24 protein-coding genes are annotated in these 24,895 nt (G+C 36.2%); 5 read left to right on the top strand and 19 right to left on the bottom strand.

What is annotated here, in order from left to right:
- The first annotated feature begins 31 nt into the window (after positions 1-31).
- Positions 32-2,647 (top strand): AAA family ATPase, encoded by a 2,616-nt coding sequence (locus E2R67_RS09305; protein WP_134290675.1) that lies wholly within the window; start codon positions 32-34, stop codon positions 2,645-2,647.
- Positions 2,648-2,721: 74 nt separating this feature from the next.
- Positions 2,722-3,630 (top strand): hypothetical protein, encoded by a 909-nt coding sequence (locus E2R67_RS09300; protein WP_134290674.1) that lies wholly within the window; start codon positions 2,722-2,724, stop codon positions 3,628-3,630.
- A 518-nt stretch (positions 3,631-4,148) separates the two neighbouring features.
- Here E2R67_RS09300 and gss read toward each other — a convergent pair.
- Entirely contained in the window at positions 4,149-6,047 is a 1,899-nt protein-coding gene (gss, locus tag E2R67_RS09295) for a bifunctional glutathionylspermidine amidase/synthase (RefSeq protein ID WP_134290673.1), read from the bottom strand.
- 450 nt (positions 6,048-6,497) lie between these two features.
- On the opposite strand from gss, the gene E2R67_RS09290 reads away from it, so the two are divergent.
- Entirely contained in the window at positions 6,498-6,731 is a 234-nt protein-coding gene (locus E2R67_RS09290) for a hypothetical protein (protein WP_134290672.1), read from the top strand.
- A 241-nt stretch (positions 6,732-6,972) separates the two neighbouring features.
- Here E2R67_RS09290 and E2R67_RS09285 read toward each other — a convergent pair whose 3' ends face one another.
- A complete protein-coding gene (locus E2R67_RS09285) occupies positions 6,973-8,166 on the bottom strand; it encodes a helix-turn-helix domain-containing protein (RefSeq protein WP_134290671.1) in 1,194 nt (397 codons plus the stop codon).
- 203 nt (positions 8,167-8,369) lie between these two features.
- On the opposite strand from E2R67_RS09285, the gene E2R67_RS09280 reads away from it, so the two are divergent.
- Positions 8,370-9,617 carry an Lcl C-terminal domain-containing protein gene (locus E2R67_RS09280; RefSeq protein ID WP_134290670.1) on the top strand — a complete coding sequence of 416 codons (1,248 nt, stop codon included), beginning with the start codon at positions 8,370-8,372 and terminating at the stop codon, positions 9,615-9,617.
- Positions 9,618-10,049: 432 nt separating this feature from the next.
- Here E2R67_RS09280 and groL read toward each other — a convergent pair whose 3' ends face one another.
- The 8 genes from groL to E2R67_RS09240 form a co-directional block, all read right to left on the bottom strand.
- Positions 10,050-11,684, bottom strand: a complete 1,635-nt coding sequence (gene groL, locus E2R67_RS09275; RefSeq protein WP_134290669.1) for a chaperonin GroEL — start codon at positions 11,682-11,684, stop codon at positions 10,050-10,052.
- 71 nt (positions 11,685-11,755) lie between these two features.
- Complete coding sequence (locus tag E2R67_RS09270) at positions 11,756-12,046, bottom strand: co-chaperone GroES (RefSeq protein ID WP_134290668.1); 291 nt, start codon at positions 12,044-12,046, stop codon at positions 11,756-11,758.
- Positions 12,047-12,221: 175 nt separating this feature from the next.
- Positions 12,222-12,467: a DUF1107 family protein gene (gene ytfK, locus E2R67_RS09265; protein WP_134290667.1), complete on the bottom strand. Its 246-nt coding sequence runs from the start codon at positions 12,465-12,467 to the stop codon at positions 12,222-12,224.
- 181 nt (positions 12,468-12,648) lie between these two features.
- Positions 12,649-13,119: an FxsA family protein gene (locus tag E2R67_RS09260; RefSeq protein WP_134290666.1), complete on the bottom strand. Its 471-nt coding sequence runs from the start codon at positions 13,117-13,119 to the stop codon at positions 12,649-12,651.
- A 93-nt stretch (positions 13,120-13,212) separates the two neighbouring features.
- On the bottom strand, positions 13,213-14,349 hold the full coding sequence (locus E2R67_RS09255) for a 3-phenylpropionate MFS transporter (RefSeq protein WP_134290665.1): 1,137 nt from the start codon (positions 14,347-14,349) through the stop codon (positions 13,213-13,215).
- 96 nt (positions 14,350-14,445) lie between these two features.
- A complete protein-coding gene (locus E2R67_RS09250) occupies positions 14,446-15,063 on the bottom strand; it encodes a prepilin-type N-terminal cleavage/methylation domain-containing protein (protein WP_134290664.1) in 618 nt (205 codons plus the stop codon).
- Positions 15,057-15,581 (bottom strand): GspH/FimT family pseudopilin, encoded by a 525-nt coding sequence (locus E2R67_RS09245; RefSeq protein WP_134290686.1) that lies wholly within the window; start codon positions 15,579-15,581, stop codon positions 15,057-15,059. The genes E2R67_RS09250 and E2R67_RS09245 overlap by 7 nt, the downstream gene beginning before the upstream one ends.
- 47 nt (positions 15,582-15,628) lie before the next feature.
- The gene (locus E2R67_RS09240; RefSeq protein WP_134290663.1) at positions 15,629-17,260 is read right to left on the bottom strand and encodes a response regulator; all 1,632 of its coding nucleotides are present in this window, start codon (positions 17,258-17,260) and stop codon (positions 15,629-15,631) included.
- Between the two features lie 213 nt (positions 17,261-17,473).
- Between E2R67_RS09240 and E2R67_RS09235 the strand changes: the two genes are divergently transcribed.
- On the top strand, positions 17,474-17,659 hold the full coding sequence (locus E2R67_RS09235) for a DUF3545 family protein (protein ID WP_134290662.1): 186 nt from the start codon (positions 17,474-17,476) through the stop codon (positions 17,657-17,659).
- An 88-nt stretch (positions 17,660-17,747) separates the two neighbouring features.
- Here the strand turns inward: E2R67_RS09235 and rpoS are convergent, their stop codons facing one another.
- From rpoS to E2R67_RS09190, 9 genes are all read right to left on the bottom strand, one after another.
- Positions 17,748-18,755 carry an RNA polymerase sigma factor RpoS gene (gene rpoS / locus E2R67_RS09230; RefSeq protein ID WP_134290661.1) on the bottom strand — a complete coding sequence of 336 codons (1,008 nt, stop codon included), beginning with the start codon at positions 18,753-18,755 and terminating at the stop codon, positions 17,748-17,750.
- A gap of 105 nt (positions 18,756-18,860) precedes the next feature.
- A complete protein-coding gene (locus tag E2R67_RS09225) occupies positions 18,861-19,718 on the bottom strand; it encodes a peptidoglycan DD-metalloendopeptidase family protein (protein ID WP_243836992.1) in 858 nt (285 codons plus the stop codon).
- Between the two features lie 7 nt (positions 19,719-19,725).
- Positions 19,726-20,307, bottom strand: a complete 582-nt coding sequence (locus tag E2R67_RS09220) for a YqaA family protein (RefSeq protein WP_166739352.1) — start codon at positions 20,305-20,307, stop codon at positions 19,726-19,728.
- Between the two features lie 35 nt (positions 20,308-20,342).
- A complete protein-coding gene (gene surE / locus E2R67_RS09215; RefSeq protein WP_134290659.1) occupies positions 20,343-21,089 on the bottom strand; it encodes a 5'/3'-nucleotidase SurE in 747 nt (248 codons plus the stop codon).
- Positions 21,086-22,129, bottom strand: a complete 1,044-nt coding sequence (gene truD, locus E2R67_RS09210) for a tRNA pseudouridine(13) synthase TruD (protein WP_134290658.1) — start codon at positions 22,127-22,129, stop codon at positions 21,086-21,088. Before truD ends, surE begins: the two co-directional genes overlap by 4 nt.
- Complete coding sequence (ispF, locus tag E2R67_RS09205) at positions 22,126-22,608, bottom strand: 2-C-methyl-D-erythritol 2,4-cyclodiphosphate synthase (protein ID WP_134290657.1); 483 nt, start codon at positions 22,606-22,608, stop codon at positions 22,126-22,128. Before ispF ends, truD begins: the two co-directional genes overlap by 4 nt.
- On the bottom strand, positions 22,605-23,303 hold the full coding sequence (gene ispD / locus E2R67_RS09200) for a 2-C-methyl-D-erythritol 4-phosphate cytidylyltransferase (RefSeq protein WP_134290656.1): 699 nt from the start codon (positions 23,301-23,303) through the stop codon (positions 22,605-22,607). The genes ispF and ispD overlap by 4 nt, the downstream gene beginning before the upstream one ends.
- A gap of 3 nt (positions 23,304-23,306) precedes the next feature.
- Positions 23,307-23,588, bottom strand: coding sequence for a cell division protein FtsB (gene ftsB, locus E2R67_RS09195; RefSeq protein ID WP_134290655.1), 282 nt, complete (start codon positions 23,586-23,588; stop codon positions 23,307-23,309).
- Between the two features lie 106 nt (positions 23,589-23,694).
- On the bottom strand, positions 23,695-24,255 hold the full coding sequence (locus E2R67_RS09190; RefSeq protein ID WP_243836991.1) for a phosphopyruvate hydratase: 561 nt from the start codon (positions 24,253-24,255) through the stop codon (positions 23,695-23,697).
- Between the last annotated feature and the right edge of the window lie 640 nt (positions 24,256-24,895).

The following is a 24,895-nucleotide window of genomic DNA, read 5'->3' as shown; positions in this document are numbered from 1 at the left end:
GTAATTATTATTGTAAAAATAAGGATGTTACATGGTCCATGCTGAGTACTTTAGATTTTTACAAACTCTCAATGAAGGTACTGTTACCGACGATGAGCGTAAATTAGCCAATCTCATTATTCAAAACCTAGACGATTTGATACCGCTTGGAACCCATCAAGGCCAGCGAATCAGAGCCGTTGTTCAACTTGCTCAAAATCATTGGAATAATTTAAGCGTAGAGATTCAACCGTTACCAGAAGATCTAGCTGTTGATAACTCACCCATAACTCAACTTAAGAGTTTATCAGTAGGCCCATTTCGTGGCTTTTCTAGGGAAGAGCGTTTCGACCTTAGCAGTAACTTAGTTCTAATTTATGGCCCAAATGGAACAGGTAAATCAAGTTTTTGCGAGGCTCTCGAGTATTCACTATTGGGAAATGTTGCAGAGGCAGAGAGCAAGCGTTTTAGAGACCAGCAAAGATATTTGAAAAATGCGTATGTAGATAGCTTTAGCGCTCCAAAGCTTCTAGGGGTAAATGCAGAAGGTCAGGAAATTCCTATTATTTCAGATGACGCTCTTTATCGATTTTGTTTTGTTGAGAAAAATAGAATAGATAACTTTTCAAGAATTGCAGCTCAAGTTCCGGCTAAGCAAACAGAGTTAATATCAACACTTTTTGGTCTAGATTCTTTTACTGAGTTTGTTCGCAAGTTTACGGCTGAAATTGATCCAAGATATATTGACCTTGTGGGCCAAAAAGCAACATTATTGGCTCAAAAGCGCCAAGCACTTGATGGAGCTAAACAGCAACTAGATACTAATAACGCTGAGTTAGTAAGAATTAGTACTGATGAGCAAACCTTAGCTAGCAATTACCGCGAAGGCTCAGACTTTAACCAAGTGGTTCTAGAATTACTTGGGTGTGATGAAAGTGTTGGCCTAATTTCTCAGATAGAATCTGAATTACAGCAGCCTTTACCCATCAAATCTTCTTTGAGTCTGGCTACATTGGACGATTTAGGTGTTAAGGTCACTAATCATCTAAATGAAGTTGGCTCCATTCGTCAGGAGTTAGCAAGCGCCAGTCAGCAATTATCATACAAAAACCTTTATGATGCTGTTACCCAAGTGCAACAAAGCAGTCCAAATAACTGCCCTGCTTGCAAAACTCCGCTTAACCAAGTCGCAGTAAACCCATTTATTCACTCAAGTGAAGAGTTACAAAAACTTCAGTATTTGGCTGAGCGGCAACAATTACTTCAGCAATTAGAGCAAACAACAAATCAAGAATTACTTTTACTAACTCAAATAGTAAATATCTGTTATAGTCAATTTTCTAACAATGTGCTTACGCATTATCAAATATCACCCAATTTTCAAGAAAATACTGAATGGTGGAATAGATTACAGCAACCATCTCATGATGGTTACACTCTATGGCAACACCTACGGTCACAAGTTCAGCAACTCGAGGGAGCAGACAAAGAAATTGCACAAGTTACTCAATTACGTGCAACGAAACAAACAGAACTAAATCGATTGCGCGAATTTTCACGCAATATTACCGTGCTTCAAACTCGAAGACAGACAGCCAGTCAAGCAATTCAAGCTGCTCAGAGAACAATCGTTAGCTTCGATGTTGAGAATGCTCAGTTGATTTCAGATGTTCAAGCTGAAATTGCTAGCATTCAAAGAAATCAAGCCATATCGATAGCTTATACAAAGTTAGTTACACGCCTTAATTTTTATAAGGATGCACTTCCAGGAAAACTTGTAGCTGATTTAGGAGAGAGGGTTGTTCAACTATACAATTCATTTAATCGGAACGATTTGCCTTCTGAACTTTTAGCCACAGTTAAATTCCCCCTGACTCAAAATCAACGCCTAGAAATATCATTTCAGAGCAACCCAGATCAGTTCTATGATCCTTTACACGTGCTTAGTGAAGGCCATATTCGTTGCATTGGACTTGCTATTCTCCTTTCAAAGAACCTGAAAGAAAATTGCCCAATGCTAATTTTTGATGACCCTGTGAATGCGATTGATGACGACCATAGAGAGTCAATTAGACATACCCTATTTGAAGATCAGTATTTTTCAGGAAAACAGATTATATTGACGTGCCACGGCGAAGAATTCTTCAAGGACATTCAAAATCTGCTGCCAGCCCGAGTTGCTGCTCAGTCTCAAACGCTGACTTTTTTACCTAGGCTTGATGAATCTCATATTCGTGTAGATTTTAACTGTGCGCCTCGAAACTACATTATTGCGGCTAGGGAGCACTTTGATAGAAATGAAGTTAGAGAGGCTCTATCAAAATCACGAAAAGCAATGGAGTCATTGACGAAAGGTAAAGTATGGCGTTATGTGAGTAAATTTGGGGACGGAAACTTGAGTTTAAAGTTACGAGGCCATAACGCTCCAATAGAACTGAGAAATTTATCTGAACAACTTAAAGCTAAAATTGGTAAGGCTAATTTTTCCGACCCAGATAAGAGTAAAATATTTGATCCTCTTAACTCATTAGTTGGAATGAGTGGTGATTCACGTGAATGGCAATATTTAAATAAAGGCACGCACGAAGAAAATGACCGAGCAGAGTTTGATAGAAATACTGTGTCTACGATTATCTTTGCTCTAGAAAGCCTAGACCAAGCGCTATAGAGTCATACTATGACAGAATTAAAATCCGAATATAACAAGTCAAAGCACGCGAACTTGGCAAAGCAGAGATGATTATGAATTTAAATATAGAAGGTCAAATATCGACTTTAATAACGCTTATAACAGAACTCCAACCACAACTTAATGACGAAGCTTCAAGGGTTCGGAAAGATGCCGCAGTTACTGAAAGGATGAAGTTTGACGCTGACTCATGGTGTCGCTCGGCAATGGGAGATAGCTTAGTTAAGTTAAGATTGTTTACGGAACAGAATTTTAACTACATAGAAACAATGAGCATATTAGCAGTGACAAGATACATTTTTGAGATGTCTGTTTGGTTGCTATTGTTTAAGATGGATTCACGATATGGTTTGGTTTACTACAGCCGATTAATTGACACCCAACTGAGGTATTGGAAAGATTGTAAAACTCAAACTGAGCGAGAGGTTCTACTCTTGAAAAAGTTTGAAAATGAAGAAAAAGCAATAATGAAAGAGGAGCTTAAAAAACTTAATAACATTACGAATTCTAAAATAAAAGAGAAAGAAGCTTTTAATCTAAGCTCTTTCGTAATGAAAAAGATTGATGACAAAGCAGCTCGACATTTCTCTATTTATGCTGAGGAAGCAAAATCAAATGGGTATAGTTTTCAAGCTCATTTAGTTGAGAATAAACAGTTACCAGTTATTACAAGATCCATTACTGAGCTTGAAAACGAAAAGGCTAGTTTTTCGTCTTCAATATCTAACGACATTAAACTTCTTATCCCTAGCCGTTGGAACTGGTGTGATATGGCAAAAAAAGTCGACTTAGGTGACGAGTATGAATATATCTATTCGTACACAAGTAAGCTTTTACATGCGACACCATCAAGCATTACAACAAATCAGAAAAATCTAGAGCTAAGTGAGATCAATATATTTCTTAAATATGTCCATGTTAAAATTAAAGATATATTGAGTCTAGCAAGGCAGTATCCGTAATTAATGCCAAACAAGCAACTGCAATCTAGAAAGCAATGGACAGCCATTAGTTACAATCAATAATCTCAATAAGTTAATAAATAACGATACGCAAAGTGGCTACATCTAGCCCTCCCGTCTTCGTTTTTCTGAATCAATAGATGCCTTTAGCAAGTAAAGGCATGGAGCGATTTATGCGGCAGCATAGTGTTATGAGCGGGCTAAGCTCTGCGTGCCCTTTGCCGTTGCTAGTTCAGTTCGCCACAGGGATGTGGCGTATGAACGGTGCGTTAAGAAGGTAGCTATTTATTCAGATAAAAAAACGAGTCGGGACCAGTCTCTTTGCTTACTTTCTCTGCTGGCAGAGAGAAAGTAAAGTCGCCGACAGGGCGAAACACCAAGCGAATAAATATCAAACAGCCTCGACGAGCGCAGACGAGCCACCATCTAAATCTATAAATCAAAGCCAAAATAAAAAACAAAAAAGCCCACCGCAATGAGCTAATACAAAATACAACCAAAGATCAACCAGTCATCTCTTACTGCAAAACATCCTCGTCATTCACAAACCGTAATGCCAGACAATCACTGTCTTTATTAATGATCATCGACGAATCAACACGTAAACAACTGCCTGCATATTTCCCTGCAGCAGTGAAAGTACATACCTGCACGTATTGACCCTCCACTAACGGCAATGGGAATAAAGCTTGGTAGATATTATCTTGCGCGGCGAAGTTCCCCCCCGTGGCTTCTATGACGCTTTGTTCCTCGTCGACTAATTCAATATTTGCACCGCATCGCCCTACTATCGGTTTGCTTACATAACCCTTTGCTTTCAACTCTTCATTTAATTCAAAGTCTGCTTGCAATAATAATGGATGATTAGGGAATAATGACCAAAGTACAGGCAATATCGCTTTGTTACTTGGGATCAAGGTCCATAACGGTTCAAAGATCATGATGTTTTTATGCAATAACACATCGGCAAGTCTTGGTGTTTTTCCGGTTTTAGATAAAGGCTGAAAATGTTCAGGCTCTGCTTCATCGGATTCACATTCAACGCGGATTTGGTCTAATGCAGTTTCCCATGACCATGTTTTCCAAACCCAATTCAATACGTCACCATTGGCATCCACTACATTACCTAGTTCATCCCATGTTAAGGAATCAATCCCTGCAATCATGCGACTTTTAATACCTGCAGCTTTTAATGTTTGTTGAATAAATAAAGCGTGATATTTTTCTTCTGGATCATCATCATGAAGAATATGTATCAGCCCTTTTACCTGACTTTTTTGCCATGCTTGAACGAGTTGTTTAAATAGATCCTTACCTGCATCTTCGCCTTCATGAACACCGTAATGATGCGCCCATTTACCTTGGATTTTGGCCCCTTCCATATAACAGGAAGCGGAATCACAGTTATATTCGTAAACCTTTAACCCTTCTGTTGTCATGGCAAAATCGAAGCGGCTTGTGATCAACTGATTTAATCGGTTATCCCAAGATTGTCTGATTTTTGCTAGCAAGGCACGCGGTAGGTTAAATTTCTCTAATAACGCTTCGTTATCCAACACGTAATCCGTTGCGTGCATAAACAAACCGTGAAGCTCATTGGTTGCTCTGCGCAGGGTATCTTGCGCTGTTTTTGATAACACATAATAACGATACTGATCGTCAAGATCGGTACTTAATTTATGGCCATTTAATGCTTTTACATAAGCCGCTTCATCTTGATTGGCAATATTAAGCCAAGGCTTATCTTTTCCAACTATTGGTTTTGCTTGATGACTAGCTAACGCAAACAGTTTTTTGTTAGTCTCTACGCTAATTTCTGCATCTTGATCGTCTTCCGTTTGTATCATCCAACCTAGAATCAACACGTCATTAAATGAGCAAGCAATCCAGTACTCGCCCTCTTCACTGATCCTTGCTTCTAATTCGCGGCTATAGTTTTGCCCTTCAGGCCATACGTGATGATCTAAATTTTGCTCTGCGATGCGAATTTTGTCGGCAAATACTTCTGTCACAATGGCAACATGCCCTGTTTGTTCAAACTCACCACCTTGCTCCCAAATCAATAATGAACCGGGTTGAGGATGACGTTTGCTGCCGTTGCTAAAGGCTTGCAAAGGCAAACGGGTATTCGATGCAATATCACGTACTGATCGTAAATTGAATATCTCATACGCCATGGCGACATCATCAAAAATATAACCATGATTTAGATACATCCAGCGGCGGGCAAATTCAACGCATTGCCATTTATATCCCATGTAAATGCCATCAATATAACTACGAAAAGCACTGCGGTTAGGATACTCAAGATCACTGGCAGTGTCATAGTCACTAGAATAAGCTGCAACCCCACCAGGCGCATAGCCAAGCAAGGTGCCAAAAGAACAAGGAGCTAATTTATTAGACAAGATTGTCATCCAATTAAAGGGTAAGAAACGATCGCAATATAAACGAGAGTTTTATTATTAGCAATCGACTTTTTGAGCAAAATTATAAATAAATAATGCCTTAATATTTATTGAATTAATCCGCAAAAAACACCTAGGTCTAGGGAAGTTAAATACGTTAAAAACCACGCTTTGAAAGCAGTATTTAATTTCACAAAATCAATTTACTATAGATTTTTATTCTACTTTTCAATACATGTTTTTATTTAAATACTGCTCTATGAGTGATTATTAGTGTAAATAACTAACAATGCTAGTTAAAGCTGTTACGGTGAGTTATCTGATTCATTTGCCGTAGTATCTATCACGGGGTCTTGCATTAGAAACACTAAATTTAAAGGTCATTTGATGTATTGAATCGCAAATGGAACTGCAAATTATTTTATTGACTAATTTAGACTGAAAAAGGTAGGAATTAAGATGAATTTTTTAAAAATTAATATCTCTATATTATTGGGAATAAGTTTCGTAAGTTTAGCACTTGGTATCTATATGGCAGTAGCCGGACAAACGCCTCCTATGGGTGCTGATGAACCATTTTTAATTCTCGAAGGGATTGATCGCCTGATGGGAATTTATCCTTTTGCTTTAGGGTTATATCTTTGTTTTAAAGCTAAATGGTATTACGAAGATAATTTCCATGCTGCAGCATAAATAAAGCATTTATTTAACTGACTTTATAAAGCAACAACAAACGTTATATAATTTGTTGTTGCACAACGGCTCCCAATCACACTAAATAAAATGGGGCATCTAACTCCAGATGATACTGAAAGAGTGTCTGTTACACTCAAAGAGTAATTTTAGTATATCCCGTTCAAACCCTACGACATTCTTTATTAAAGCATGCAATCACTGGGAAATTCCATCTCCCCTTATTTACGATTTATAAAAATCATTTTCTGACCATCTTACGATATTGTGAAGGCGTAACATGGCAGTACTGCTTAAAAATACCATTAAAGCTTGATTTAGAAGTAAACCCAGATTTAAATGCAAGATCTAATATTGTTGACTTCATTTCTTCGGGGTTCTCTAATAGTCGTTTCACCTCCCCAACTCTGTATTCATTAACGTACTGAAAAAAATTCTTAGATAATCCGTGATTCAACACATGAGATAATGCTCGCCTAGGAATGTTGAGTTCTTCAGATAAATGATAAATAGAAAATTCTGGATTTAAGTAAGATTTGTTAATTTCCATATACTTCTGCATTTTTACAATTATTTCTGAAACTAGGCTTTCATTAATTAGCATATTTGCAGTCGAAGCACATTTAGGTTTTGACTCTTCTTCTGTTTTAGCTAATTGGTTATTTAGTGAATTTTTCTTTAAGGTCAGAGGATCAGGATAAAACACAGGTTTTTGTTTCATACCGAAAAAACAAAGGAGGATAATAAAAAATAAATAAGATAAAAGATGTAAAGTCATCGGAGGGGTTTGATAAAAAGCTCCGTTATTATTTTCATTGGCAATATTAATAAACAATAAAATAATAAATACCAAAGGAAGTGAATATATCCATTTTAAACTGATTTGGTTGTTTTTTTGTGAAAAAAACTTATTGATTATTTTCTGATGCTTTCTTAATAAGATAATGGTTATTATTGAATAGCCAATGAATATTAGTGAATTTAAGAAACCAAACAGCGCTTTAAATGATAAAGAAAGACTATTATTTTCTACATCTGGCATTAAATTTGATTGTTCATTATGTAGAGGGATTGGAACTAGGTGTGGCATAAAAACAAACAGAAAATAAAAAAATATGAATGGGGTTAGATGTAAAAGATAAGGTAACTTAAATTTGCCATTCCCACTAATTAACATCTGAACATAAGTATATAAAATGGGTCCTTGTAATAAATTCACACTTGGATTGATAAACATATTTAACCAGTGAAGATCTAAATTAGCGTATGCAAATAAGGTTAATAATAAAGGGATATTAAGAGTCACTAACCAGCCAAAGAGCAATAAATCTGTTTTGTGTTTATCTACTTTAATAAAGATATTAAGCAAAGTAAAAACTGACAGAGATAACCCAATTAGACTGATTCCCCATGATGTATTATTTACAATCTGCAAGGTTAAGGACTCCTAATTATTTTAGAATTAATAGTAAATTCTGCTTTATTTTATAGTAAGTGCAGAAAGAGTAAAAAGAACATTTTAGCGATAGGATTATTTTTATATATATTTAGCGATAAAAACGTCCAAATGACGCCAAATGGACGACACTGTTTTATTTTTACACTATTTTCAGTTCATCAGACTAAAAGGAAACTGTCATGCAATATTTATTTGAGAATCAATCTTTTAAAATTTCAGTTCTAACTATTACTATTGGAGCCTTGGTTGGATGTAGTCAACAGCTTCAAGTAATAACAAATAATGAAACACCATTACCTAAAGTTCAATTTATTGTGGTTGATACAAGCCAAGATAATTGTTTTGATAATAGCGGAAGCGAAATAATATGCCCTGCAGAAAATAATGTTTTATATGGGCAAGACGCACAATACCTAGGTGTACAAGCTTCATATACTAATAATGGAGATGGAACTGTCACTGATAATAATACAGGCATGATGTGGCAAAAGACTCCAGATTATGATCACTATTCATATGAGAATGCAATTAGCTATTGTAAAAATTTATCGATTGCAGGCAATACAGACTGGCGACTACCTACAATTAAAGAGCTATTTTCTCTAGCTGATTTTAGAGGAGAAATTGTTAATCCTCGTAACGAAAGTGAAAATACACCTTATATTGATACTGATTATTTTGATTTTGAATATGACAAAAGAATGGCTTATATTGGCCAATATTGGTCAATAACCAAATATACTCTAGGCCCCGTCCATGATACAGAGGACGTAGAAGCAGCATTCGGCTATAACTTTGCTGACGGCCATATTAAAGCTTATGAAACAGGCTACACTTTCGGTACAAACAATAAAAATATCCATGCTCCGGGTAACTTTGTCAGATGTGTCCGTGGTGAAGAAAATGTTTATGGTGTTAATGATTTTGTTAAGAATAACGATGGAACTATAACTGATCAAGCCACTGGATTAATGTGGCAACAATCAGATGACGGTGTAAGAAGGGATTGGCAGACTGCTATTGTAAATGCTAAAACCTCTAATCTAGCAGGCTATTCTGACTGGCGTTTACCAAATATTAAAGAACTTCAAAGTATCGTTAAGTATGGAGGTAAGGTTGGTTCTTGGCCCGCGATTAATACCAATATATTTACATTGACAGGCAGTGGAGATACTTCAGATCCACTATGGTTTTGGTCTAATACAACTCAAGGTGACTTTAAATATACCGCAACCTATATCTCTTTTAGTAAAGCCTTTAGTAAAAAGAACTCTTCAGCAAGCAAGTATTATGATTGGCATGGTGCAGGAGCGCAACGGAGTGATCCTAAATCAGGGATACCTTCTGATTATGATATGTCATCAGAAAATGCGACAGATTTAGTCATGACTAAAAACTACACTTTAATGGTTCGAACAGTAAAATAATTATCTCGCGATGGTTCATTGAACTGTCGCTCTTTTTGCTTTTTTAGACTAACTACGACTTTAGATGAATATTAGCCCAACTTAATAATGCAAACGGAATATAAATATTGGCAGGCGCTCGGTTAATAAAAAACATGTTTAATGTGTCGATATCCCGCCTAGCTTCGTTTCCCTGAATCAATAGAGCCGTTCCTCTAGTTCAGCTCGCCACAAGGATATGATGTATGAACGGAACGTTAAAGAAGCCCCCTTATTTTGATTAAAAAATAACAGGTACAAAAAAGCCCACCGAAGTGGGCTTTCATTCATAAACAGCTGAGCCGTTTCTGGATAGCAGAAATTGTTTAATTCAAGGCGCTTTGTCGCGACGTTTAGTGTTTCTTAAACGAGTGGCAACGCAACGATGAAGTAGACCATTTATGCATTCAGAAACTACATCATTCCGCCCATTCCACCCATATCAGGCATTGGAGCCGCTGCTGGCGCATCTACAGGTAAATCTGTGATCATACATTCAGTTGTGATCATCAAGCCTGCTACTGATGCTGCAAACTGTAATGCGCTACGTGTTACTTTAGTTGGGTCAAGAATCCCCATTTCTAACATATCACCATATTCGCCAGTTGTTGCGTTGTAACCATAGTTTGCTGTGCCTTGTTGTACATTATTTGCTACAACGGATGCTTCTTCGCCACAGTTTGAAACGATTTGACGTAATGGTGATTCCATTGCACGAAGTGCTACACGAATACCTACGTTTTGATCGTCGTTATCGCCTTTAAGATCTTTTAATAGACCAGCAACACGAACCAGTGCAACACCACCACCAGCAACTACGCCTTCTTCAACCGCAGCACGCGTTGCATGTAATGCATCGTCAACACGGTCTTTTTTCTCTTTCATTTCAACTTCAGTTGATGCGCCGACTTTAATCACTGCAACACCGCCAGCTAATTTAGCTGAACGCTCTTGTAGTTTTTCTTTATCGTAGTCTGATGAAGACGCTTCGATTTGCTGTTTGATTTGAGCAACGCGAGCAGAGATTGCATCTTGCTCACCAGAGCCATCGATAATCGTTGTTTCATCTTTATTGATCACAACACGTTTCGCTTGACCTAGATCTTCAAGTTGTACTTTCTCAAGATCTAAACCAATCTCTTCAGAGATAACAGTACCTGCAGTTAAGATTGCGATGTCTTGTAGCATAGCTTTACGACGATCACCGAAACCAGGTGCTTTAACAGCCGCGACTTTCACGATGCCACGCATGTTATTTACTACTAATGTTGCTAGCGCTTCGCCTTCAACATCTTCAGCAATAATTAATAGTGGTTTAGACGCTTTCGCTACTGCTTCTAATGTAGTTAATAATTCACGGATGTTACCGATTTTCTTATCAACAATTAGAATAAATGGGTTATCTAATTCTACTGTGCCAGCTTCTTGATTGGTCATGAAATAAGGCGATAAGTAACCACGGTCGAATTGCATACCTTCTACTACGTCTAATTCTGTTTCTAGACCTTGGCCTTCTTCAACTGTGATAACACCTTCGTTACCTACTTTTTGCATTGCTTTCGCAATGATTTCACCAATTTCTAAATCAGAGTTTGCAGAGATAGTACCAACTTGTGTGATTGCTTTAGAATCAGAACAAGGCGTAGATAGTGTTTTAAGCTCAGCAACGGCAGCTTTTACTGTTTTATCGATACCGCGTTTTAAATCCATTGGATTCATGCCAGCAGCAACGGCTTTTAAACCTTCAGTAATAATAGATTGCGCTAATACAGTTGCGGTTGTTGTTCCGTCACCCGCAGCATCATTAGTTTGCGACGCGACTTCTTTAACCATCTGTGCGCCCATGTTTTCAAACTTGTCATCAAGTTCGATTTCTTTCGCTACTGTTACGCCATCTTTAGTGATGTGCGGAGCACCAAAGCTTTTATCGATAACAACATTACGCCCTTTTGGCCCTAATGTTACACGTACAGCATTTGCTAAGACATTAACGCCTTCAAGCATTTTAATTCGAGCATCATTACCAAATTTAACTTCTTTAGCAGACATTATATTTTCCTTTAATTTTGTACTTTAATTTTTGTTTTCAAAACAAGAGAATAAACAGCAATTTTTAACAATTATTCAACAATTGCTAAAATGTCACTTTCACTTAAGATCAAGACTTCTTCGCCTTCAATCTTTTCTGTTTTTAAACCATAACCTTCGCTAAAAATAACAGTATCACCGACTTTTACATCTAATGGTCTTACTTCACCATTTTCTAAGATACGGCCATTACCCACAGCAATCACTTTACCGCGAGTAGACTTTTCAGCAGCACTGCCAGTTAAAACAATACCACCTGCAGATTTAGTTTCTTGCTCAGTACGTTTTAAAATAACGCGATCATGTAGAGGACGAATAGACATTATGACTCCTTTGGTTGTTAACAAATTAAATTCTATGATGCATTAACTGATGGGGCCAAAAAAATTCGATTCAAGGCTATTATGAAAAAATATTTAAAAGAGGCGTTATTTTTGTTGAAAAAAAACCAGCAATTGAGGCGCTGGTTTAATTTAGATGAATTTGTAAATGAGGAACTTAAGCAATTGCAACTTTAGGACGAGAAAGTTCAGCAACAACTTGGTTAATCTCACTGACTGCCATCAGTATTTTTTGTTCTGTTTTGAGATGTTTATAGGCAACAACTTTGCCCTCTATTACGCGAAAGCGGCCTAATCCAGCAATGAAGATACGACCATTGAAAAAACCTTTAACAAACTTTGCAATTTGACGAGGTTGGTATTTTTTAAAACTTCTTAGAGTAGTAGAACGATTAAGTTTCATCGGTTCTCCTTTTATCTTATTTAGTGCATAAATAACTGAGGCACGAATAATACAGAGTTAACATGACAATTTTATTAACATCGAGTCTAATCAGTTAGCGAATTGCTAAATCTTGATTATGCGTCAGAGAATATAGTAGCTAATATGAAATTTACCAAAAAAAACTACAATTTATGATCAACTAATCAATTCTTTTATCTTCTTTATGTTCAAACTCACCTTCAATCACAGAATCATCATATGGAGTATTACGGTTTGCTTGTTGCTGTCCGAAACCACCCATAGTTGTTTGTGAGGTAAATTTAATGTTTGCCATTACCATTTTTGCCATGTTGGCGCGAATCGTTGGTTGTAATAATAACAGACCACAAAAATCAGTAACAAAACCGGGTGTGACTAATAATACACCTGTAATAATTAACATCATGCCTTCAACTAATTGTTGGCCAGGCATTTCGCCTGCAGCAACACGCTGCTGAAGTTGTGTTAATAATTGTAAACCTTGACTACGCACTAACGCAGAGCCAATTAATGCTGACACAATAACAAGAAGTATTGTTGTTAATGCACCTAAAAAGCTGCCTACTTTAACGAGTACAAAAATCTCAAGTAATGAAACAGCAGTAAAAACCAAAAACAATCGTGCGAACATAAATACCTCAGTTAATAGAATGAATACACTTTAGAACTGGGGTCTAAATTATGAAATTCAAGTTATTAGGTTTAAAAGCAAGCATAAGTTCAATTATTCAATACGCCATTTTTTTAATAATATAAAAACAGGTAATAAAATTGCAGCCATCCATAAAAATACAGTTCCGCTTTGTGGCTCATATACCCAACCTGAAATATAGGTTAATAAAGCCATCACTAACCCTAATGATAGACTTGAATATAAAGACTGATAGCCCACCATTAATTCATCTGCTTGTTTTGCAATAAAACGCATCGCCGCTAAATGCGCCAAGGCAAAAGTAAAGGCATGAAAGGTTTGAGCTAACATTAACAAAACTAAATCCGTTGTGTACCAGAGAACAAACCAACGAATAATGCCAGCAACCAGCGCTAATAAGCACATGTTTTTAATACTCCAATGATTAAATAAACGATCATTAAAGCGCATCAGAATAATCTCAGCTAAAACACCAATCCCCCATAACAAAGCAATATTAAATTCAGAAATCCCCATTGAGCTCCAATAAATAGAGCTAAATGCATAATAAGCACCGTGACTACCTTGTATCAGTCCCATGACTAATACAAAGTAAATAACTGTTGGCTGCTTTAATAAAAGAAATATATTAACTTTTTCTTTAGGTTTATCCGTTGGATCTTGTAGTTGTGGGTTTAGTTTAATTAAACTTAAACAATAGGTAACCAAAGCGGCAGCAATGATGATCCAAAGGATACTTTCACTACCAAATTCACTAATAGACCAGCCAACAAAAGAAGAGCCTACAATAAAGCTTATTGAACCCCATAAGCGAGCTTGCCCATAGTTAATTTTAATTTGTTTAACTAGACGAGTTCCAATGATGTCGCCCAGTGGCATCATTGGTCCAATTAAAAAGTTAAGTAATAAAGTTAAAGCCGCTAAGGCATACCAACCTTGAAAGAAGACTAAGAGTAATAAACAAGCTAATAAACCAAAACTTAAAACGCTTAATAGCTTTAACGTACCGCGGGCTGTTTTTAAACGAGGTAACAGGCCAATATTGCTGCAAAAACGCAGTACTAATCCTAAGGAAAATAAGGTGCCTATTTGCTCCGGACTTACCCCTTTGGCTTCTAGCCAGATCCCCCAAAAAGGTAAAAAGATTCCCCAAATAAAAAAGAAGCAAATGAAGTAGCTGTTCAACCAAGATTTAGCGGCAATGTGCATGTATTACTTCCAGATGAGTAGAATAGAAAAATAGGAATAAAGAAATCAACTAGTTAGTTGTTCATACTTACTCATCATCATAACGGTCATTTTTTATTAATTCAATTCACTATTACGTGCTTGCACACGTATTTTTGCCTTGTATTTATAATCACTGTTAGTGGTCAATTCTCCTGCAATAGCAATATCGACACTTCGCTTAGTGGTTTGTCCAATCACAGCAGTACTTTCAATAAAACTTAATGAGGTAATTTTTAAAAAATCAGGGTCGTTTAATTTAACCCAAGATCCACTACTGAAACAATTGATTGCTTGTGTATCCACCTTGCTACCAAACTGCAAATTTTTTGTGGCCGTTGAATAACGAAAGCCCATAAAATAAGAACTACTGATGGATTCAGCTAATTTATAATTATATGCATAAATAATGCATTTTTGTGTTTCTGTGTTGAGGATATCAAATACCTTATTCCTGTCTTTCCCCACTCTGTATTCACTACCGCCATAACCCGCACGACGAATATCACTTTCCATTAAAGCGAGCATTCCTTGAAGCTCAGTACGTAACCTTGAGAATTGAAGTGCTTTAGCTGATGCCGACACGCTATTGACGTATAAACCAATCAACATAACTAATAAAAGAGATCCCAATAGCAAAGAAATAAGCAACTCAACTAGGGTAAATCCGAGTGTTTTATTTGTACGCTTTAACATTGAGGATATCCCAACTTTTCAATGCCTGGTGCGCAAACTCTTAAACGCTTACCACTTTGAATAATAGAAAGTGATTTTTTTTCACTATTGGTTAATGTGATAGAGCCAATTTCAACCTTAAAGCGTAATGCTTTGTAAGAAGCTTGATTTCCACTAAAGGTAATAGCTTCCTCGTTAATAAATAACGTTCTACCATCAGCTAAATTCTGCACCTTTTCAATGCCATCTAACTGGCAGGCATTATAGGTAAAACAATCGCATTGTGAGGATTCACTTATCCCCATTTTCCACACGGACTGCTGCTGGCAAAAATGAACATAGATAGTTTTATTACGTTTAATAGCTTCTGATTGGGCGAGTTTTAATGTGTAGTAGATTTGATCAGCGCGATAGGAAAGCGCTTGGTTAGCAATTAAAGGTTGATATGACGCAATACCAATAATAGAAATAATGCTAATGATAGCAATAGAAATAATTAGTTCAAAAAGGGTAAAGCCTTTGATAATGAGTAATCTCATTCTCCTCCCAAAGGCTATAGCAAATTAAGTATTACCACATACTCACGTTAAACTATTAATTTTTTAAGATCATACTCAAAAGAATCATAGCGTGCTTTAACCTGTCTCTCTAATGGTAGAGGTTGTGATTCAATAATATTCACACAACGTTTAATCGTTACTTTTTTAAGTAAGTAAGTCTCATTGGACGGCCAACCTTTACTAATAGATTGGGCTAAGTTTAATGCAAGTTGTAAATTGTTTGGCACTAACTGAAATGCTTCTAAAAATACAGCTGTAGAAGCTTGGTATAAACCACTCTTGTAAAGAGCAAGGCCTTGTTGGTTAAGCTCTAATAATTTAGCTATTTTAACATTGCTTTCTTTACTTGCTTTTTCAATGCGTAGCATTTCGCTAACACTTTCTATACTTTCGCTAGGAGATTCTTTAGGAAGTAACTTCATTAAGGTTTCATAGTGCTCATAATCACCTAACTCAAACCAAGCTTTAGCTAATTGTAAAATACTATCTTTACCACAATTAACCACTATCTCTTGGCTACAGTCTAAAAGGCTTGCATTTGCTTCATGTAAAACATCTCGTAATACCGCTATACGAGCATTAGCTACTTTTTCTAATTCTGAGAAGATAGTAGGATCAAACCTGTTTTTAGCATTTCTAAGTACGGCTTGGACTTGAGAAAATATTTTAGCACGTTGTAATTCACTTTCTGTTTGTGCTTTATCTATTAAGCAATGGACATAATTAAAATGATGCTCAATATTTTCATGAATTGAAAAACGAGTATTGGTTAATACCGTTTTAAAACAACGTAACGCGACTTCCCAATCCCCATTCAAAACCGAGAAATTAGCCAAAGCACGTTGACGAGGTATATTTTTAGGTGAAATTTTAACTGATTCAATAAGCGTTTCTTCTACCAATTCCAGTCGATTTTGTTTAACAAAAATATTTGCTAACCAGTTTAAAGCTTCTACCCTGGTCTCTAATACTTCAGCGAGCTGTTTTAATATAATAATCGCTTTAGGTAATTCATTGAGGTAATAACAGGTGATTGCTTTACCTAACCTCGCCCAACCAAATTCTCGAGTCACTAAAGCAGTATCATATAATATAGACGCTTCTTGATAGCGACCTAACTTGATAAACACTTCCGCTCTAAGGCGCATTACAGCCATCGCATACTTAGGGTGTAGTTTAGTAATGGTATCGCAAGCTTCTAGCGCTCCTTGATAATCATTAGCCATTACAGCATCGAAAATGAGTCCCAATACTTTGCGTTTTTCTAATGCTTTAGTTAAGCGACTTTCTAGTTTTTTATAGGAAAAGGGCTTTAGTAGATAATCATCAGGTTGAAGCTCAACAATACCATGGATAATCTGTATTGCTGTTTCAGCACTAATAAGCACAAACAACGTATTGTTTTTTAATAACTTACGTAATTTTAATTCTTCAAATAATTGATAGCCGTCTTTACCTTTGCCTAAATTAAAATCACAAAGAATAAAATCAAATTCATGATGCTTACAAACCTCTAAAGCGCGTTCTCCATTAGTCGCTGTAGATATATCTTTACAACCTAGCATTTGCAACATGCCTTTAACGGCGCTGCGAATGGTATCAATATCATCGACAACCAATACTGATTGCGTTGTAAAGAAATTAGCCGGTAATATCATATGAAATTAGAACCTTATACTGGAGACCAAAATAATGTTTACACTTTGTTAACTTATTTATCTTGAAAAGTTAAAAAACAGAAATTAATCATAGTTCAAATAAATCGTTACTGCTTGGATGAAATACAATATTAATGTCATATAAATGTCACTTAATGACTTTAAGGTGTTTGTATTAAAACACACTTTGAGTATTAGAGCTAAGGAGCAAGCATGCAAGAGATCCAGTTCAATGATTTAGAAATGAATAACGATAAACAGCATTTAAGTGCGACGAAACGACAGCCAAAACCTAGAAAGTGGCGTGAAATTGAAGAAATGAAGGCTAAATTGTTATTAGCTAGAGAGTTACGAGAAATTGACCCTTCGTTCAGTTTCTCTCAAGGTGAGCTAAATTAATTAGTTATAAAGCATCAACTTAAACCAAAAAACGCACTTAAAAGTGCGTTTTTTTATTCTAAATGAATAAGCTATACTGCCCTAAAGTTTAATATTGAAATAATAAATCAATTGATAAACCCTGTTGAGACAAAACTTCACGTAGAGTTTTTAAAGCTTCAACTTGAATTTGGCGAACACGCTCTCGAGTCAAACCAATTTCTTTCCCTACATTCTCTAAAGTAGCGGCTTCATACCCTAATAAACCAAACCGTCTCGCTAATACTTCACGCTGTTTAGGATTTAAATCTTCCAACCAATCAATAATACGTAATTTCATATCATTAGTTTGTAATTCGTTTTCTGGTGTTGATTCATTACTGTCTGGAATAATATCCAATAACTCTTTGTCAGAGGAATGGCCGATAGGTGTATCAACGGAACTAATACGTTCGTTTAATTTTAGAATTTTAGACACTTCTTTAGCTGAAACGTCTAATTCTTTAGCAATATCTTCTGGAGTGGGTTCATGGGTTAATTTGTGTGCTAATTCACGTGCAGTACGTAAATAAACGTTTAATTTTTTCACAATATGGATAGGTAAGCGGATGGTACGAGTTTGATTCATGATTGCGCGTTCAATGGTTTGACGTATCCACCAAGTTGCATAAGTTGAAAAACGGAAACCTTTTTCTGGGTCGAACTTCTCCACCGCTCTAATTAAGCCTAAGTTTCCTTCTTCGACTAAATCAAGTAATGATAAACCGCGATTGTTATAACGACGTGATATTTTTACAACTAAACGTAAATTACTTTCAATCATACGTTTGCGTGAAACATCATCTCCACGTAAAGAGCGACGCGCATAATAAATTTCTTCAGGAGCGGTTAGTAAAGGAGAGTAACCTATTTCACCCAAATATAATTGCGTTGCATCCATCGTTTTCAAATCTGAACTGACGGCATAACGTTCAACTTCTTCTACTTTTAATGCAGGAGGGTTGATTTCAATAACTTCAAGCTCTTGGTTATTTTGATCGTCACCATCGATGTTTGCACTTTGACTATAATTTTCTAGTTCAATGTCATCTATACTAATTGAGGTTGTTCCTACCATGGTTAACGCTCCCTATCTAAGCTCTAATTATTTTGATGTTATATTATTATTGTAATAGCCATATTTCTTATCAAAAAACTTAAACAAGTAGCAGCTAATCAAAGGTCAACGTCGTTTAGGTAGATAACGCAGGGGGTCAACTGACTTGCCCCGATATCGAATATCAAAATGTAAGCGGACAGAGTCTGTACCACTATCACCCATTATTGCTATTTTTTGACCAACTTTTACTTGTTCGTTCTCTTTTATTAGTAATTTTTCGTTATGTGCATAAGCACTTAAATAGTCATAGTTATGCCTGATAATAATAAGGTTCCCATAACCTCTTAACCCGCTTCCAGAATAAACAACCTTACCTGAAGCCGCTGCATAAACAGGTGTGCCACGCGTATTAGAAATGGATATTCCTTTCATCCCTTGAACTGAATTTGCAAAGGTCTTTGTTAATTTCCCTTTACTTGGCCATTTCCACCCCGTTACTTTTTGAATAGTCTCAGATTGATTAACTCGCTCTTCTTTGACTATTTTTTCACCACTTACTTTAACAGGATATTCTTTTGATGATTTTATAACAACCTTTGATTGTGTTTTTTTCTTGCAGCTTTGAGCTGTGCAGCCTATTAAGCCTTGATTTTTTGTATTTTGTGAATTAGAAACTGTTTTTTGATTATTTTCATATAACTTAAGAACCTGACCTGTATGAATAGTGTAAGGTTTTTTAATATTATTTCGTTTAATCAATACATTAACATCTATACCTGCACGCCAAGCGATCGAATACATAGTATCACCAGGACGAACCGTATAAGTGTCTTGCCCTATTATTTTAGTACGAGCAATGTGTGTGCCAACTTTGCCTTCAGAACTACTTTTATTTGATATTGCATCATAGACAGGGGCACGCCCTTCCGTTGAAGAACATGCAGTTAAGAAAAGTAATGTTAAGAGTAGTAAGGCTTTCACAATTAAATTAATACTTTAGGATCAGATAAAGAATAATAGCGGCAATTATTGTCCCCCAACCAAGAATATCGATATATTGACTTAATTTTGCTTCCATTTTTTTGCCTCCTAATACCATTAAACCAGCGACTAAGAAAAAACGTAATCCACGTCCAACCAACGCAGTTAATAAAAAAGGAGCAAATACCATGCCCATCATTCCAGCGCTAACTGTAAATACTTTAAAAGGAATAGGTGTAAAGCTAGCAATAAAAATAACAAGTATTCCCCATTGCCCAAACCAAGATTCAGCCGTTAGCATTTTATCTTGATACCCCATCATTTCGATAAAAGGTAACACAACAGGATCATATAAAAAATACCCTAAATAATAACCTACTGCACCACCTAAGACAGAAAACACAGTGGACCAGAAAGCAAAACGCCAAGCAAGATGCGGTTTAGATAAAGCCATAGGAGCAAGCATAATATCCACAGGCACAGGCCAAAAGATAGATTCAATAAAAGCCATAGAATACAAATACCAAGGCGCATATTTATGTTCAGACCAAAGCATTACTTTTTTATACAGGGGAGCAAATATTTTCACTAAATCTCTCTTTTTATTTTAACGATAAGTTTCGTCTATAAGGTATTCAACCAATTCTCTAATACAGGTAATTGTTCTAATGCTGTTAAATTAACTTTAAGCGGGGTTATTGACACATACCCGGTTTGTACAGCATGAAAATCAGTTCCTTCGCCTGCATCAGCGATTTCGCCTGGAGGCCCGACCCAAAATATTTCTCGCCCCCTTGGATCCATGCTTTTTTCAATCATTTCCGCTTTATGACGTTTACCCAAACGCGTTATCTTAATGCCTTTGATTTGATCAACCGGTAAATCGGGTACATTGATATTCAAAACTTGATGATGTGGAAGCGACGTTTTAAGTAGCCCTTCCACTATTTTTTTTGCATAAATGGCCGCCGTTTCATAATGCTTCGTACCATTTAAAGAAACAGCCACAGCAGGCAACCCCAAGAAGCGCCCTTCCATTGCCGCAGCAACGGTGCCTGAATATAAAACATCATCGCCCATATTAGCGCCAGCATTAATGCCAGAAACAACCAACTGAGGTGGATAAGGGCATAATTCATTTAATGCTAAGTGCACACAATCAGTAGGCGTTCCATTCACTGAAATAAAGCCATTTGCTAGTGCTTGCTTTCTTAATGGTTGCTCAAGTGTTAACGAATTGCTTGCTCCACTATGATTTCGCTCAGGTGCAACCACCATGGTCTCAATTTGGTGAATTTGACACAAGTGTTGTTGCAAAGCTAGCAAACCAGGCGCTAATACACCATCATCATTACTAATCAATAACATCATGCGTTTACCTCTATGAGTTCGCGAATAATACTAGTCGCATAACAACCAGAAGGTAAATAAAACTCGATTTTCACAGATTCGTCATCTAGCCACTGATAACTAAACTTCTCAGGTATTAATAATAAAGGACGACGTTCTTGTTTTAAGCCCTCTTTGGCAAGACCTGCTTGTAAGTTTTCAAAGGGTTGCAGACAATTTAATTCATATTGTTTGGCATCATCTGCCGATGTTAATTCACCCGCTCCCCATAAAGGCGCAGTTAAACAGACTTCACGAGAAGATAATCGTTGCATTGTTGAGTCAGATAAATCCGGCAAGGGAAAGAAAGAACGGTTAGCAACAAACTGCACACAATCGCCTAATAATGGTGTTGATTGTAAATTATCTTGAATACGCTGTGATATCACAGTGTTAAATAGATAGCTTCTTGCCGCGCTTAAATACATACCGCGCTTAAAACGATCTTTTATTTTTCGTCCATTAAATAACTGCAGTGCGGCGTTAACATTATGTCCATCAAATCCAAAACGTTGATTACCAAAGTAATTTGGCACACCATGTTGGACTTTATCTAAAGCTGCTTGTAATTCTGTTTTATCAGAAACCTCTCGCAATACGATAGCGAAACTATTTCCAGATAAACAACCCGTTCGTAGTTTTTTATTATGACGAATCACTTTGAGTATTGTGACACCTTCAAGTTCAAACTGATCAAAATCAGGCGTAATTTTTCCTGGAATATATAAAGAAAACCATTGGTAAGTTTCAGCTTGGCGATCTTTTAATCCCGCGTAACTTACATTTTTTGCTGCAATACCTGCGAACTTAGCTAATTGACGAGCGAGATAATCAGTGTTTTCCCCCACTTTCTTAACCCATAAACAAACATGCTCTCCTTCACCTGTTAATTCGAAGTCTAAATACTCTTCAACTCTAAAGTCTTCACAGTGTTGTTTAAATCGCGCGGTGCAAGTTGGTTTACCGTATAAGTAATTAAAATCTAGCGGATAGATAACCTTTTCAATCGTGTTATCACTCATTTAGTATCCTTTAATAGGATCACCACAGCGTGAGTAGAGATCCCTTCTTTACGTCCCATTGGACCTAATTCTTCCGTAGTTGTCGCTTTAACATTAATATCACCTTCTTTTATGTCTAATACACGCGCTAACTCTGTGCACATATCATTTATAAAAGGCGCCATTTTAGGTGCTTGAGCAATAATGGTAATATCAGCGTTACCTAAGCGATAACCTTTTTCTGTTGCTAGTTTATAAACATCAAACAGTAGCTTTCTACTATCAATATTTTTATAAGCATCATCATTATCAGGAAAATGACGACCAATATCGCCTAAGGCAAGAGCGCCCAAAATAGCATCACAGAATGCGTGTATCACAACGTCACCATCAGAGTGAGCAATCAAACCTTGAATATAAGGAATTTTTACACCGGCAAGCGTTATTGGACCTTCACCACCAAACTTATGTACATCATAACCATGACCAATTCGGATCATTTCTTTTCCTTAGAATAAAAATTAGAAAGATAAAATTCAGCAAGCAACAAGTCTTCTGATTGCGTCACTTTTAGATTGTCACTACGACCTTCAATAATAACAACATCACCACCTGACATTTCTATAGCAGAAGCTTCATCGGTTATTAAATGCTGATCTTGTATTGTTGTTATTGCGTGGATCAATGCTTGATTGTTAAACAATTGTGGCGTTAGCGCATGCCATAAATTCTCTCGATCAACCGTGCTTTTAACTTGCTTATTATGGTCGCTTCTTTTCATGGTATCGCGAACACGATACGCCAACATAGCTCCGCAAGAATTACTTTTTGCATGCGTAATCAATTTATCAATATCAGATTTTTGAATACAAGGCCTAGCGGCATCATGCACTAAAACGATGTCATCTGCATGTAATTGCTGTAATGCACTTAATACTGAATCTACTCTTTCTTTCCCCCCTTCTACAATTTGTAACTTAGGGTGTTTAGAAATCGCTAAATATTTGAACCATTGATCATTTTTAGCAATAGACACAATAACCCTTTGTATTTCAGCATGATCTAAAAAGGGCTGTAGGCTATGCTCAATAATTGTTTTACCTAAGATAGATAAATATTGCTTGGGAATATCAGCTCCAACTCGCTTACCAATACCAGCAGCGGGTATAACCACTGAAAAAGAAGGTTTCGTCATATATTAATTTTCTTCTTTAGGCACAATACGGAAAAAAGTTTCACCTTCTTTAATCAAACCCAGTTCATTACGGGCACGCTCTTCGACAGCATCCGTACCTGTTTTAAGGTTATCAATTTCAGAAAACATAACTTGGTTTCGAGTCACCAACTCAGCATTCCCGGAAAGAGCAAGTTCAACTTCTTGCTCTAATTCTCGGTGATCTCGTAATCCATTTTTGCCAAACCACAAATGATATTGTAATAAGGCAAATAGAAAAATAAATGTGATTAACAGTAAGCGCATGATGTTTAAACTCAATCTAAAAAGTGAATCATCCCATATTCATAGAGAAATTAAAATCAACCTACTTAAGCTAAGTGTCAGTGAAACTTCTTAAATATTAAGAAAATCACTTATTCCAGAAGAAAAGAACACTTTCAAGCTTAGGAAATAAAGGATTAATAAATAGCTTATGAAGCATAATCAAGCCAACAATAGCTTTAATAACAAGCATTTGTTCAATGCCTAATAAATAATAAGCGTATCCGCCAACAAAGGCAGACAAAAACATAAAGAGTTGGAATAGGCGTAAATTCTTAACACTCAATGCAGTTAAAATAATAGCAAAATCAACCCAAGTGAGTAAAAGCCCTTGAGATGGGTTTGCTAGATAATCATTAATAGAAAAGTAAGTCGCATAAAGTAGAAATGCAATCATAGTCGCTAATATCAAACGAACTATATTGGCCGGCACTTCAGTAAAGTCGCAAATATAACGATATAAATTAACACTGCCTACAACTAAGTTAAGTAAAACTTTAGGCATCACACCAATTAAAATACCCCATATCACATCATTGATAACTGAAAGAAATGATGCCACTCGCATATTTTTCATTCTATTGAACACGAGTAATAGAATATAAAAGAAAACACTTGTCCAACCCAATAAATCAATAATAAAAGGCACAACCACCTCGATAACATTCAATAAATAAAAAACGGCATTCTACCCTTGGAGCTATCAAGAAGATATCGGTAGTTAACTCTAAAAGCTAAAAAGGAGAGTCTTGAGCTGCTTAACCTGTGGCATTTTTATATCAGTCAAAGATAAGTAAAAATCCCCACCAAAGCGAGAATTTAAATCTTAAACGTTAAAAATTAGTTTCTAATTAAAGAGTTACTGACCTTTAATTGCTTTAAGACTGAAGTGATGGAGGTGCTTTTGAAACAAATTGTAGGCAAAAAAATCCCCACCGAAGCGAGGATTTAAATCTTAAACGTTAAAAATTAGTTTCTAATTAAAGAATTACTGACCTTTAACTTCTTTAAGACTGAATTGAATAGAGGTGCTTTTAAAACGAATTGTAGGCAAAAAAAATCCCCACCGAAGCGAGGATTTAAATCTTAAACGTTAAAAATTAGTTTCTAATTAAAGAATTACTGACCTTTAACTGCTTTAAGACTGAATTGAATAGAGGTGCTTTTGAAACGAATTGCAGGCAAAAAAATCCCCAACCTAAGTTGAGGATTCATAAAGCAAAGTAGAATATTAAACTTAACCGAAGTTAAGAATAAATATTACTGACCTTTAACTTCTTTAAGACTGA

Origin of the sequence: Psychromonas algicola (assembly GCF_004378355.1) — a bacterium.
Lineage (GTDB): Bacteria > Pseudomonadota > Gammaproteobacteria > Enterobacterales > Psychromonadaceae > Psychromonas.
The sequence above is the reverse complement of the archived record's forward strand: the minus strand, read 5'-3'. Positions and strand labels throughout refer to the sequence as shown.